General features: G+C 71.1%; 13 protein-coding genes, 1 tRNA gene and 1 pseudogene. 8 read left to right on the forward strand and 7 right to left on the reverse strand.

Going from position 1 to position 12,896, the window contains the following annotated elements:
• The first annotated feature begins 39 nt into the window (after positions 1-39).
• From rph to H4W80_RS44895, 5 genes are all read left to right on the forward strand, one after another.
• Positions 40-759, forward strand: a complete 720-nt coding sequence (gene rph, locus H4W80_RS44875) for a ribonuclease PH (protein WP_192790635.1) — start codon at positions 40-42, stop codon at positions 757-759.
• The gene (gene rdgB, locus H4W80_RS44880) at positions 756-1,346 is read left to right on the forward strand and encodes an RdgB/HAM1 family non-canonical purine NTP pyrophosphatase (RefSeq protein ID WP_192790636.1); all 591 of its coding nucleotides are present in this window, start codon (positions 756-758) and stop codon (positions 1,344-1,346) included. Before rph ends, rdgB begins: the two co-directional genes overlap by 4 nt.
• 88 nt (positions 1,347-1,434) lie before the next feature.
• Positions 1,435-3,135, forward strand: coding sequence for a molybdopterin-dependent oxidoreductase (locus H4W80_RS44885; protein WP_192794096.1), 1,701 nt, complete (start codon positions 1,435-1,437; stop codon positions 3,133-3,135).
• 123 nt (positions 3,136-3,258) lie between these two features.
• Positions 3,259-4,344 (forward strand): toxin glutamine deamidase domain-containing protein, encoded by a 1,086-nt coding sequence (locus tag H4W80_RS44890; RefSeq protein WP_318787345.1) that lies wholly within the window; start codon positions 3,259-3,261, stop codon positions 4,342-4,344.
• Positions 4,332-4,610: a hypothetical protein gene (locus H4W80_RS44895; protein ID WP_225964002.1), complete on the forward strand. Its 279-nt coding sequence runs from the start codon at positions 4,332-4,334 to the stop codon at positions 4,608-4,610. Before H4W80_RS44890 ends, H4W80_RS44895 begins: the two co-directional genes overlap by 13 nt.
• 124 nt (positions 4,611-4,734) lie before the next feature.
• Here the strand turns inward: H4W80_RS44895 and H4W80_RS44900 are convergent, their stop codons facing one another.
• The 4 genes from H4W80_RS44900 to H4W80_RS44915 form a co-directional block, all read right to left on the reverse strand.
• Complete coding sequence (locus H4W80_RS44900) at positions 4,735-7,224, reverse strand: ABC transporter permease (RefSeq protein WP_192790638.1); 2,490 nt, start codon at positions 7,222-7,224, stop codon at positions 4,735-4,737.
• A 4-nt stretch (positions 7,225-7,228) separates the two neighbouring features.
• Entirely contained in the window at positions 7,229-7,984 is a 756-nt protein-coding gene (locus tag H4W80_RS44905; RefSeq protein WP_318787346.1) for an ABC transporter ATP-binding protein, read from the reverse strand.
• Between the two features lie 91 nt (positions 7,985-8,075).
• Positions 8,076-8,756, reverse strand: coding sequence for a response regulator transcription factor (locus tag H4W80_RS44910; protein ID WP_318787347.1), 681 nt, complete (start codon positions 8,754-8,756; stop codon positions 8,076-8,078).
• Positions 8,757-8,769: 13 nt separating this feature from the next.
• The gene (locus tag H4W80_RS44915; protein WP_192790639.1) at positions 8,770-9,942 is read right to left on the reverse strand and encodes a sensor histidine kinase; all 1,173 of its coding nucleotides are present in this window, start codon (positions 9,940-9,942) and stop codon (positions 8,770-8,772) included.
• Between the two features lie 176 nt (positions 9,943-10,118).
• Between H4W80_RS44915 and H4W80_RS44920 the strand changes: the two genes are divergently transcribed.
• A complete protein-coding gene (locus tag H4W80_RS44920) occupies positions 10,119-10,622 on the forward strand; it encodes a hypothetical protein (RefSeq protein WP_192790640.1) in 504 nt (167 codons plus the stop codon).
• A 415-nt stretch (positions 10,623-11,037) separates the two neighbouring features.
• On the opposite strand, the gene H4W80_RS61790 is transcribed toward H4W80_RS44920, so the two are convergent.
• Positions 11,038-11,394, reverse strand: coding sequence for a hypothetical protein (locus H4W80_RS61790; protein ID WP_225964003.1), 357 nt, complete (start codon positions 11,392-11,394; stop codon positions 11,038-11,040).
• 150 nt (positions 11,395-11,544) lie between these two features.
• On the opposite strand from H4W80_RS61790, the pseudogene H4W80_RS64795 reads away from it, so the two are divergent.
• A pseudogene (locus H4W80_RS64795) lies at positions 11,545-11,658 on the forward strand (HNH endonuclease); the annotation flags it as partial.
• A 60-nt stretch (positions 11,659-11,718) separates the two neighbouring features.
• Here H4W80_RS64795 and H4W80_RS44930 read toward each other — a convergent pair.
• Positions 11,719-11,801, reverse strand: a tRNA-Leu gene (locus tag H4W80_RS44930).
• A gap of 105 nt (positions 11,802-11,906) precedes the next feature.
• A complete protein-coding gene (bcp, locus tag H4W80_RS44935; RefSeq protein WP_192790641.1) occupies positions 11,907-12,380 on the reverse strand; it encodes a thioredoxin-dependent thiol peroxidase in 474 nt (157 codons plus the stop codon).
• A gap of 152 nt (positions 12,381-12,532) precedes the next feature.
• Between bcp and H4W80_RS44940 the strand changes: the two genes are divergently transcribed.
• The gene (locus tag H4W80_RS44940; protein ID WP_192790642.1) at positions 12,533-12,862 is read left to right on the forward strand and encodes a DUF3618 domain-containing protein; all 330 of its coding nucleotides are present in this window, start codon (positions 12,533-12,535) and stop codon (positions 12,860-12,862) included.
• Positions 12,863-12,896 lie beyond the last annotated feature (34 nt).

Raw genomic sequence — 12,896 nt, forward strand, 5'->3', positions numbered from 1 at the left:
TGGTCAAGAGTGTCGTGGCGCGGAGATAGGGTGATCTGCATGTCCCGACAGGATGGCCGCAACTCTGACCAGCTTCGCCCCATAACCATCACCAGGCAGTGGCTCGCCCACGCCGAGGGATCGGTGCTGGTCGAGTTCGGCGGCACGCGGGTGTTGTGCGCGGCCTCGGTCCAGGACAGCGTGCCCCGGTGGCGACGGGGCAGCGGCCAGGGGTGGGTTACGGCCGAATACGCCATGCTGCCCCGGGCGACCAATACCCGCAACGACCGCGAATCGGTCCGCGGCAAAATCGGCGGCCGGACCCACGAGATTTCCCGGCTGATCGGGCGTTCCCTCCGCGCTTGCGTCGATTACAAGGCGCTGGGGGAAAACTCCATTCTGCTCGACTGCGACGTGCTGGACGCCGACGGCGGCACCAGGACCGCCGCGATCACCGGTGCCTACGTCGCGCTCGCCGACGCGATCGCCTGGATGCGCGAGCGCCGGATGTGCCCGGGCGAGCCCCTGATCGGCTCGGTCGCCGCCGTGTCCGTCGGGGTGGTCGGCTCGGTGCCGCTGCTCGACCTCTGCTACACCGAGGACGTCGCCGCCGAGACCGACATGAACGTCGTGATGACCGGCGAGGGCAGCTTCGTCGAGGTGCAGGGCACCGCCGAGGGCGCCCCCTTCGACCGCGCGGTGCTCAACCAGCTCCTCGACCTGGCGGTGTCCGGCTGCGAGGAGCTCACGCTGATCCAGCAGGAAGCCCTGGGCTCATGAGGATCGTGCTGGCCACCCGCAACGGGGGCAAGATCGCGGAGCTGCGCCGGATCCTGTCCGGGTTCGACATCGTCGGGCTCGAGGAGTTCCCCTCGATCGGCGAGGTCGCCGAGACCGGCGTCACGTTCGAGGAAAACGCGCTGCTCAAGGCGCACGCCGTGGCCCAGGGGTCGGGGCTGCCCGCGGTGGCCGACGACTCGGGGCTCTGCGTCGACGTGCTGGGCGGCATGCCGGGCGTCTTCTCCGCCCGCTGGTCGGGGCGGCACGGCGACGACGACGCCAACCTCGATCTGCTGCTCGCGCAGGTCTCCGACGTGCCCGCCGGCAAGCTGACCGCCCACTTCGCCTGCGCCGCCGCGCTGGCGCTGCCTTCGGGGGAGTCCCGGGTGGTGGAGGGCGCGCTCCAGGGCCACCTCGTCTCCGCCCGCCGGGGGTCCAACGGATTCGGGTACGACCCGATCTTCGTGCCCGACGGCGAGGAGCGCACGACGGCCGAGCTGTCGCCGGAGGAGAAGGACGCGATCAGCCACCGGGGCCGGGCCTTCCGGGCGCTGGCGCCCCTCGTGCGTGATCTGCTCAGCTCGTAACCACCGTGTAAGAACCGCCCGGGGCCGGGCGGCGTAACGTCGGACTGTGCAGAGTAATTCGGTGGTGCCCGCCTGGGCGCGGGCCCTGATGGGGCTGGTGGCCGGGGGCGTAGCCCTCGGGATCGCGCAGCTCGTGGCCGCGTTCGCCGGGGCCGGGTCGTCGCCCGTGGTGGCGGTGGGCGACGCGGTGATCGACCTGACGCCCGCTCCGGTCAAGGACTTCGCGATCAGGACGTTCGGCGAGAACGACAAGACCGTCCTCATCGCGGGCGTGCTGATCGTGGTGCTCGGCGGGATCGCGCCCCTCATCGGGACGCTGGCCGTCCGCAGGCTCGCCTACGGCTTCGCCGGGCTGGCCGTTTTCGCGGTGATCGGCCTGGCGGCGGTGCTGACCCGGCCGGATGCCGGGGTTCTCGACGTGCTGCCGACCGTGGTGGGGGCGGCGGCCGGCGCCTGGGCGCTGAGATGGCTGGTACGGCGGGCCGCGGCCGAGCCCTTCACGCTCCCGGCACCCCCACCCGCCGGCACCCTCCCGGCACCCCCGCCCGCCGACGCCACGGAGCCCACCGGCGCCGCCGAAGACGTTGGAGCCGGCGGGGCCACCGACGCCACCCAACCCGCCAGTGCCGCCGAGTCCGGCGGTGCCCGTGGGGGCGGCAGCGGCGGGGGCGGCGATAGCGTGGAGCGGCCCGCGGTCATGCTGGCCGGGGCGGACCTGTGGACGTTCGACCGGCGGCGGCTGCTGACCGGAGCCGCCGGTGGGGCGGTGGTCGCGGTCGGCAGCGCCGTGCTCGGGCAGGCGCTCGGCGGGCGGCGGGCCGTGGACGCCGCCCGGGTGAGGGTGGCGCTGCCCAAGCCTGCGACCCCCGCCAAGCCCATCCCGGCAGGCGCGGACCTCCACATCAGGGGCTTGTCTCCATTTATTACGAAAAACAGGGACTTCTATAGGGTCGACACGGCGCTGGTCGTCCCCCAGGTGGATCCCAACGACTGGAAGCTGCGCATCCACGGCATGGTCGACCGGCCGGTCGAGCTCACGTACCAGGAGCTTCTCGGCATGCCGCTCACCGAGGCCGACGTCACGCTCACCTGCGTCTCCAACGAGGTCGGCGGCGAGTACGTCGGCAACGCCCGCTGGCTCGGCGTCCGCATGGCCGAGGTGCTGCGCCGGGCCGGCCTCCGGTCCGGCGCCGACATGCTCCTGTCCACCTCGGCCGACGGCTTCACCTGCGGCACCCCGGTCGACGTGGTCATGGACGGCCGCGACGCGCTGTTCGCGATCGCGATGAACGGCGAGGCCCTCCCCGTGGCCCACGGGTTCCCCGTGCGCCAGGTGGTGCCCGGTCTGTACGGGTACGTGTCAGCCACCAAGTGGGTCGTGGACATCAAGGTGACCAGGTTCGACCAGGACGAGGCGTACTGGACGCCGCGCGGCTGGGCGGCCAAGGGTCCCATCAAGACGCAGTCGCGGATCGACGTGCCCAAGTCGGGCGATTCGGTGAAGGCCGGGCGGGCCGCGATCGCCGGTGTGGCCTGGGCGCAGCACACCGGGGTGGACGCCGTGGAGGTCAGGGTCGATCAGGGGCAGTGGCGGCAGGCGAGACTGGCCGAGGTGCCGGGGCCCGACACCTGGCGGCAGTGGTCGATCGACTGGGACGCCACGGCGGGGGAGCACACGATCCAGGTGCGGGCGACCGACGCGGCCGGGCGTACCCAGACCGAGCAGGAGGCCCCGCCCGCGCCCGACGGCGCAACCGGCTGGCACACCATCACGGTGACGGTGACCTGAGCCCCGCTTGTCCCTGTTTCCGCAGGTACGGCCGGTGGTTCTGGTGGAGAATCTTGCCGACTTCCCCTCCCTGCCACGGCGACCCCTCTACGATCGGTCGTCGAGCATGACAGGAGGCAGGACGTGTTCCGCGAGCGCAAGCCGGCCGTCCGGTGGGTCCTTCCAGACGGACAGTACAACCCCGTGGTGGCGGAGGGGGTGCGGTGGCTCGACTACGAGCGCGCCGCCGAGACCGGCACCGCCCCCGCGCGCTCTGCGGGGGGCCCGGCCACCTTGGAGCCCGAAGCGCCCGCCGCCCCCTGGGCCGGAGGGCACGACCCCCGGACCGACCGCGACCCCCGGACCGACCGCGACCCCCGGACCGACCGCGACCCCCGGACCGGCGATCGCGATCGCCGGACCGGGGATCACGATCATCGGGCCGGGGATCACGATCATCGGGCCGGGGATCACGATTCTCGGTCCGACCGCGATCACCAGACCGGGCATGATCACCGGTCCGGGCACGATCACTGGCCCGGCCGTGATCACCGGTCCGAGCGTCCCCACCTGGCCGACGTGCCGGGCGACCTGCTCGACGCAGAGGAGGGCGACTGGTTCGATCGGACGCGCCGGCCGTCCAGGCTCGCCGACGCCAGGCCGTACGGGGTGCCCGGCGGGCTCGCCCAGCCGGACCCGCAGGTGGAGCAGGACCTCGCCGAGGCGCTGCGGCCCGGCGACCGCTTCCCCGACCCGCGCGGCACCTGGGTGCGCCTGATCAACGGCGGCGGGCCCGCCGACGACCCGTTCCGGGCCTCCAACGCCGCGGACTGCGCGCTGGCCGTGCTGTCCACCTGGCACGGCGAGCCCGCCACGGCCGCGCCCAGGTTCCCGGAGTACGACCGGATCGGCCGGCCCCTGCTGACCGGCGAGCAGGGGAGCCTGTCCAGGATCGAGCGGTGGATCGGGCAGCGCTTCCAGTACGCGGGCCAGGGCCGGCACGCCTATCCGATGATCGCGCGGCGGCTGCGCGACGCCGGGCACGGGGCCGCGGCCGTCATCGTGGTGCGCTGGCCAGGAGGCGGCTCCCACGCCTGGAACGCGGTCAACTACGACGGCGAGGTGATCTGGATCGACGCTCAGAGGGGGCACATGTCCGTCGAACCCGCCTATATGACGGTGACCGGGGTGTTCTGCGTGATACTCGACCGGCAGGGATGGCCGCGGTGAACCTCGACCAGGCCCGGGCACTGGCCGAGGAGTACTTCAACGGCGTTCTGGCGCCCGACGAGGCGGTGCCGGTGGGGGTACACGGGTTCCGCGACGGATATGTGGCGTGGGTACGCGAGCTCGAACCCGACGACCCTGCCACGCTGCCGGAGACGATCGGGGGCGGGTGCATCGTGATCGACCGCGCCACGGGCGAGGTGGTGGCCCGGCCGCTCCTCGACCCCGAGTCGGTCGCCGACCTCTGGCCCGGCCGCACACCACGCTGAGACAGCCCTGGTTCCGCGCCCGAGAGCCGCGGCTCCGCCCGAACGAGAGGCCCGAACGAGAGGCCCGAACGAGAGGCCCGAACGAGAGGCCCGAACGAGAGGTCGGACGGGCGGGCCGCCGGGGTCAGCCGGCGGCGAGGGAGCCGACGATCGAGGCGCGCGCGGCGCGGCGGGCCGGGAGTACGGCGGCCAGCACGCCGGCCGCCCCGGACAGCAGCACGAACAGCGCGATCTGCCCGATGGGCACCGACAGGACGGCCCCGTCCAGCATCGCCATGATCGCGGCCCAGCCGAAGACCCCGCCGAGCACCACCCCCACCAGCGCTCCGATCAGTCCGAGCACCAGCGCCTCGACGGACAACATGCGGCGAAGCTGCGGCCGGGTCAGGCCGAGGGCGCGCAGCAGCGCCGACTCCCGCGTGCGCTCGTGGACCGACAGGGAGAGCGTGTTGGCGATGCCCAGGAGCGAGATCAGGATCGCCAGGCCCAAAAGCCCAGTGATGATCATGAGCAGCATGTCCAGCGTCTCGTCGAACTGGCCGCGTACCTCCGTCGAGCTCGACACCTGCACGGTCGGATAGGCGGCGACGGCGGCGTCCACCACCTTGCGGGCCCGCTCGGGCGGCACGCCGTCCTTGATGTTGATCAGGACGCGGGAGTCGGGCAGGGCGCCGAAGTACGTGTCGAACGCCGCCTCCGCGACGATGACCGACGGGAGCGACGACTGGGCCCCGTCGAGCAGCGCCACCACCTTCAGCGAGACGACCCCGGCCTCCTCGGTCTTCAGCGAGACCGAGTCGCCGAGCCGCACGCCGCGCTCCGTGGCCACGTTGTCGGCCACCGCCGCCTGCCCGGGGCCGAGGCCCTTCATGGAGCCGGCGGTCACGGACGGTTCGATCGCCCCGCTGAAGGTGCCGACATCGAGCCGCCGGTCCGAGAGTTCGGCCTTGGTGGCGCGCACCTGCGCCACGGAGGCCAGCTCCGGCCTGCCGCGCAGCTCCGTGGTCACGGACCGGGGGATGACCGCCTCGCGCTGCTGGCCGGCCAGCATGTAGTCGATCGGGAACTGGTTGTCCAGCTTGGCCGTCAACGTCAGCCTGGTGGAGGCGGTGACCACCGAGATCAGCGTCATGAGCGTCACGCCGATGGTCAGCGCGACCGTGGTGGTCGCGGCCCGCTTGGGGTTGCGGCCCGAGTTGTCCACCGCGAGCCGCCCCGGCACCCCGAAGAGCCTGCCGGGGATCCAGCCGACCAGCGCGCTCAGCGGCCTGATCAGCACCGGGCCCAGGATCAGCACGGCCAGGAACGTCAGCGCGCCCCCGGCCATCACGACGAAGAGCGAGACCTGCTGGCCGGGAGTGATCATGAAGACACCGACGGCCGTCGTGCCGAGGCCCGCCACCAGGAAGAGCGCGGCGAAGATGCCGCGTACGAGGCTCGCCCGGAACGTCTGCTCCTCCACCTGGCTCCGCAGCGCCGCGATCGGCGCGACCCGGGTGGCCGACCGGGCGGGCAGCAGGGCCGCGCCCACCGTGACCGCCAGGCCGACGGCCAGGCCCACCCCGATCGTGGCGGGGCCGAGGGTGACGGCCGCGTCCGTGGGCAGCGGGGCGTCGAACGAGGCCAGGACCGTCAGCGTGAGCGAGGCCAGGCCGTACCCGATGACCAGGCCGAGCGCGGAGGCGATCAGCCCCACCACCGTGGACTCCAGCACGATCGCGCCGAACACCTGCCCGCGCGTGGCCCCGATGCACCGCAGCAGCGCCATCTCCCTGGTGCGCTGCGCGACGAGGATGTTGAAGGTGTTGTAGATGACCAGCGCGGCCACCATCATCGCCACGACGCCGAACATCAGCAGGCCCAGCGTGAACATGCGGGTCTCCACCCCGGCGGCCTTGGCCAGGTCGTCGGCCAGCTCGCCGCCGGTCTTGACCACGTACGCGCCGCCCACGGCCGCCGCGACGGCCTGCTTCAGCCCGGGGGCCCGGCCCGCCACGTCGATCTCGCGGTAGCCCTGCGCGCCCGTCATCCGCTGCGCGGTGGCGGCGGTGAAGCCGACCGCGCCGGTGTAGGAGAGCTCCTGGTCCACGCCGGGGTCGAGCAGGCCGACGAGCCTGAACTGGTGCCTGCGCTGCTTGGCGTCGAGCACCGTGAGCGGGTCGCCGAGCTTGAAGCCCTGGGTCTTGGCGGTGTTCTTGTCGAGCACGGCGGCCTGGTCGTCGGTGCCGGGGCCGGTGCCCGAGACGATGTCGGTGCGGTCGAGCGGCCCCTGGACGATGGACAGGGCCGTGGTGGGGGCGTTCCCGACGGTCTTGCCGTCCTTGCCGAGCACGGGAGCGACGGCGCGGATCAGGCCCTGGGCCTCGGTGACGCCGTCCAGGGCGCGCACCTGCTCCAGGACGCGCTCCGGCAGCAGGGCGTCGGGGCCCTTGGGCAGCACGGCCACGTCCACCTTGCCCGCGTCGGCCGTGACGCGCTGCGCGAACCCGGCCTGCACGGTGTCGTTCAGCACGAACGTGCCCGCGATGAACCCCACGCCCAGCGTGATCGCCAGCGAGGTGAGCAGCAGCCTGAGCTTGTGCGCGCGCAACCCGGCCAGTGCCGTCTTCAGCACCTCGTCACGCCCTTTCCAGCTGCACGAGCGTGTCAAGCACGGACTGCGGCGTCGGCGCGCCGATCTCGGTGACCAGCTCGCCGTCGCGCAGGAACACCACGCGGTCGGCGTACGAGGCGGCCACCGGGTCGTGCGTGACCATGACGATGGTCTGGCCCAGCTCGCGTACGGAGGTGCGCAGGAAGGACAGGACCTCGGCGCCGCTGCGGGAGTCCAGGTTCCCCGTGGGCTCGTCGGCGAAGATCACCTGAGGCTTGCTGATCAGTGCCCTGGCCACGGCCACGCGCTGCTGCTGGCCGCCGGACAGCTCGCTCGGCCGGTGTCCGAGCCGGTCCTTCAGCCCGACGGTCTCGATCACCCGGTCGAACAGCGCCTGGTCCGCCTGGCGGGCGGCGATGTCCAGCGGGAGGCGGATGTTCTGCTCGGCGGTGAGCGTGGGCAGCAGGTTGAAGGCCTGGAAGACGAACCCGATCCGCTCGCGGCGCAGCAGCGTGAGCTGCCGGTCGTTCAGCCCGGTCAGCTCCACGTCGCCGATGTGCACGGTGCCCGAGGTGGCGGCGTCGAGCCCGGCCAGGCAGTGCATCAGCGTGGACTTGCCGGAGCCCGACGGGCCCATGATCGCGGTGAAGGCCCCGGTGGCGAAGGACACGTTCACCGCGCGGAGGGCGTGCACCTGGGCGTCGCCCTCGCCGTACACCTTGGTCAGATCTCTGGCCACCACCGCGGGCGGTGCCTGGCGCCTGGTATCGGTGAGCGTCACTTTCACTCCTTGTCGCGGCTTTTCAACGCGACCCACGCTAGGAGTGGAAATTTCAGGATCTGTGGGACCTATGGATGGACTTTGTGTAGGACTACAGATGACTCCGGTCAGACTTTCGGCCGATGGCTTCCGGTCGATGTGACGGCACGATCAGCCCCGCCTCGTACGCGTACACCACGACCTGGGCCCGATCCCGCAGCCCCAGCTTGGCCAGCACCCGCCCCAGGTGCGTCTTCACCGTCGCCTCCGCCACCTGCAGCCGACCGGCGATCTCCATGTTGGACAGGCCGCGGGCCACCATGAGCAGCACCTCCCGCTCGCGCGGCGTCAGGTCGGCCGTCGCCACCGGGTCGTCCGTCGGGAGCTGCGCGGCGAACCTGTCCAGCATCCGCCGTAACGTGCTCGGCGACACCACCGAGTCGCCCGCGTGCACGATCTTGATCGCCTCGACCAGGTCGGCCGGCGGCACGTCCTTCAGCAGGAACCCGGCCGCGCCCGCCTTGACCGCGGCGAACGCGTACTCGTCGAGGTCGAACGTGGTCAGGATCAGCACCTTCGGGCCCTGGATGCGGCTGGTGGCCTCGACGCCGTCCATGACCGGCATGCGCACGTCCATGAGCACGACATCCACCTCGGTGCTCTCCAGCAGCTCCAGCGCCGCGGCGCCGTCGCCGGCCTCGGCCACCACCTCGATGTCCGGCTGGGCCGCGAGCACCATCCTGAACCCGGCGCGCAGCAGCTCCTGATCGTCGACCAGCATCACGCGAATCACCCGGCCACCTCCTCTATGCCGCCTTGACCATGGGCAACCTGGCCAGCACCTCGAACCCGCCGTCCCGCAGCGGCTCCGCCGAGACGGCGCCGCCGTACATGCCGACCCGCTCGCGCATGCCGATCAGGCCGTGGCCGCCGGCGCTCCTGGGGGCCGCCGCGCCCCGGCCGTCGTCGGTCACGCGTACGACGAGCTCGGGGCCGCTGTAGTCGATCTCCACGAGCGCCTGGACGCCGGGGCCGCCGTGCTTGAGCGCGTTCGTGAGGGCTTCCTGGACGATGCGGTAGACCGCGAGCTGCTGGCCCTCCGGCAGCTCGACGGGCGCGCCGCCGACCTGGAGCCGGGTGGGCACGGCCGAGCCGCGCACCAGGTCCTCCAGCTGGCCGAGCCCCGGCTGCGGCGTGTAGTCGGTGCTCTCCTGCTCGCCCTCGCGCAGGACGCCGACCAGCCTGCGCATCTCGGCGAGCGCGGCGCGGCCGGTCTTGGAGATGGCCCTGACGGCCTCGCGGGCCTGCTCGGGATCGGAGTCGAGGGCGTAGCCCGCGCCGTCGGCCTGCACCACCATCACGCTGACGTTGTGGGCCACGACGTCGTGCAGCTCCCTGGCGATCCTGGCGCGCTCGGCCGCGGCGGCCATCCTGGCCTGCTGGTCGCGCTCGCGCTCCGCCCGTTCCGCGCGCTCTTCGAGCCCTTCCAGGTATCGCCTGCGGGTGCTGGCGTACAGGCCGGTCAACCAGACCGTCACGGTGAAGATCGAGCCGCTGAAGAACATCCCCAAGGTAGGCGTGTCCCACCTGGCCAGGGCCAGGAACACCCCCAGCTCCGTCACCAGGCCCGCGGCCAGGCTCCAGCGGAACGAGCACCGGTACGCCACCGCCCAGAGGGCGACCAGCACGGCGAGGTTGGCGGGCAGCGGGTTGACCCCCGCCAGCCACTGCCCGAAGCTGATCAGCGCGATCACGGCGAACGAGGCGACCGCGCGCTCGCGCCAGAGCAGCGGCAGCAGCAGCGCCGCCGACAGGGCCAGATATCCGGCCACGCCGAAGTAGGGGCCGGCGGCCGTGGCCGGGGGGACGGCCGCGTACGGGATCGCCAGGATCGCGCACAGCGTGGCGAGCGGGGCGACCCGGAGGACGCCCGCCAGCTTCTCGTGGCGCCTCGACCACGCCCGCACCTTGCCGAACACACCATCACGATATGTACCGCCGTCTGACCGTTGTTCCGCCTGTAGGTGGAAGTGCGTCTACGACCCAGGTCTTACGCGGCGGGGGACTGGCGGGGGTCTTACGCCGGGCTTACGGTGACTTGGGCATTCTTGTCTCTGGGAGCGCCCCTCTTGCGGGCGAGTAAAGGGAGATCGTGATGGCGGATCATGATCGCGACGCCGGGTCGCGCGGTGAAGAGGAAGCACCGCGCGACCCGACCCCTGATGACGACCTTCACGAGTCCGGGGCGCGGAGCCGGCTGAAGTACGGCGAGGCCCCTCCGGGCCCCGGATTCACGACGCCTCTCGAGCCGCCTCGGCACCCCGACTCCTACCGGGAGTTCTTCCGGCAGAAGCAGGCCCAGGTCCTGGGCGCCGGACTCATCGGCCTCGTGATCGGCGCCCTGCTGGGCGGCACCGCCGTGGCGGTGGTCAGCGGATTCGCGCACCGGGACGAGGTGCACAGGGTGTACTGGCAGGAGCCGGACCCGATGCCCAGGCGCTTCCAGGTGCCCGAGCGCCTCGACTCCGCCTGCGAGGAGGAGGGGAAGGGCCGCGTCTTTTGCGGCTGGGTGGTGCCGAAGGCTCCGCAGTCCGTCGCTCCGCCGGCGCCGGTCCCGTTCCCTACCAGCAGCGGGCAGGTCCTCAACATGATCGAGTAGCAAACCGGGCGATTATTACAGTAAATGGTCGATCGGTGAGAACGGGCGAGATCGTTTTCGCGAAAGTGTCGGTCCCCGGCTTTATTCTGCGTCCATGTCGAACGCCGATCCAACCCCCGAAGAGCTGGCCGGATTCGTGCGCCGGGCTCGGTCGATCACCGAGGTCGTGTCCTTGCTGGGTCTGAGAAACTCCGGCGGCCGGCGGGCGAGCTTGAGCCGGAAAATAGCCGAACTCGGCATCGATACCAGCCATTTCCGTCGCATCTCGCGAAGTAAATACACTCTCCAGATCTTGACCGAGGCCGTGGCGGCGTCGACGAGTGTCTACGAAGTGCTCGATCGCCTCGAAATTCCACGTAGTGGTGGGGCGCATTCGCATATCAGCCGTCGGATCAAAGCCATGCGCATCGATGTATCACATTTCAATCGCCTTCCCGGGCATCGGGAGAGCGCGCTGCCCGAGGCGTTCGAGCGCGACGCTCTTGAAGAGGCGGCCAAGGGTGCGAAGAGCATGCGGGAAATTCTGCGGCGCCTTGGCGTGGCTGAGAGCGGGAGATCCCGGGAGGAGGTCCGTCGTCAGCTCCGAGCTTTCGACATCGCCGAACCCGCCGGCTTCCAGCGTCTCCGGCTGAATGAGCACGATGTTAGATCCGCGGCGAAAGAGTCCCGATCGGTGGCGTCGATGATGCGCCGGCTTGGCCTGCCCGTCAACGAAACGAATCGGCGGCGACTCCTTCGGCACATCGCACGCCATGGCATCGACACGGCCCACTTCGAACGCAAGATCACCAGTTCGGTGATGAGCAAGCCACGCAGAGACCCTGCCGCCGTTCTCGCGGAGCGCCCTCTTCGGACGAGCCGCACTTCAGGTGCGGTGCTGCGACGTGCCCTGGACGAGATCGGCGTGCCCGCACGTTGCGTCATGTGCGGGACCGGAGACACCTGGCAAGGGAAACCGCTGATCCTTGAAGTGGACCACATCAATGGCAATCCGCTGGACAATCGGCGAGAGAACCTGAGGCTGTTGTGCCCGAACTGCCACTCGCAGACAGCGACTTTTGCCGGGCGAAACAGAGGCCGATCCGGTGCACAGGTGTGCGGGCGGGGGGACTCGAACCCCCACGGTGTCTCCACCAACAGGACCTAAACCTGCCGCGTATGCCATTTCGCCACGCCCGCGCAGCCCCCGCCAATGCGGGCCTGACACAGTTTAGCGCTCTCAGCGGGAAAGAGGAGCGCATGTGAAGACGGGTACGGGCCCTCTGGGAGGGCCCGCCGGGGTGGTCAGCTGAGGCCGAGCTTCTTCTTGAGCCCGGCCACGTGGCCCGTGGCCTTCACGTTGTAGAGCGCCTGCTCCACCTTTCCGTCCGCGTCGATGACGAACGTCGAGCGGATGACCCCCACGACCTCCTTGCCGTACAGCTTCTTCGGGCCGTACGCGCCGTAGGCCTGATGCACGGTCAGGTCGGGGTCGGACAACAAGGGGAAGGTCAGGGCGTCACGTTCGGCGAATTTGGCAAGTTTTTCCGGTTTGTCCTTAGACACGCCGAGAACGACGAAACCCTCGGCCGTCAACTGGCCGAGGTTGTCGCGGAAGTCGCAGGCCTGCTTGGTGCAGCCGGGCGTCATCGCGGCAGGGTAGAAATAAAGGATCACCCGCTTGCCGCGGTAGGCGTCGAGCGAGACGGCCTCGCCGTCGGCGGTGGGTAGCGTGAACTCGGGCGCGGCGTCGCCGGGCGCGAGCTTGGTGTCGGTCAATTGGCCCTCCTGAGTTCCTTCCCGCCAACCTACCGGCCTGGCCGCCGTGCCGTACGGCGCGCCGACCTGACAGACTGATCAGCACCAAGAACGACGGAGCTCGCACGGCACGCGGAGCGGGCGCGGCCACGCGTGAGGCCGAGAGGAGAGCCATGGCTGACACCGATCCGGACGAGCTGGAGCGGCGGATCGCGCGGACACGCGCGGAGTTGGCGCAGACGGTGGACGCCATAGCCGACCGGGTGAGCCCCAAGCGGGTCGCCGAGCGCACGGTGTCCGACGTCAAGAGCAGGGCCACGCACTTCGTGGCGTCCGTGGGCGACGCGCTGGGGGTGACGCCGCGGCCGGTCGAAGCCGGCGACCATCCCGACGAGATGTGGGAGGAGGAGCGGCCCGACCTGGCGCCGGTGCTGATCGGGATCGGCGCGGTGCTGGTCGTGGGGGCCGCCATCGTGCTCTGGCGCCGCCGCAGGCGCCGCTGACCCGTGGGGGCTCGCCGGGGGCGGTCAGACCGCG

The sequence above is a fragment of the Nonomuraea angiospora genome (genome assembly GCF_014873145.1).
Lineage (GTDB): Bacteria > Actinomycetota > Actinomycetes > Streptosporangiales > Streptosporangiaceae > Nonomuraea > Nonomuraea angiospora.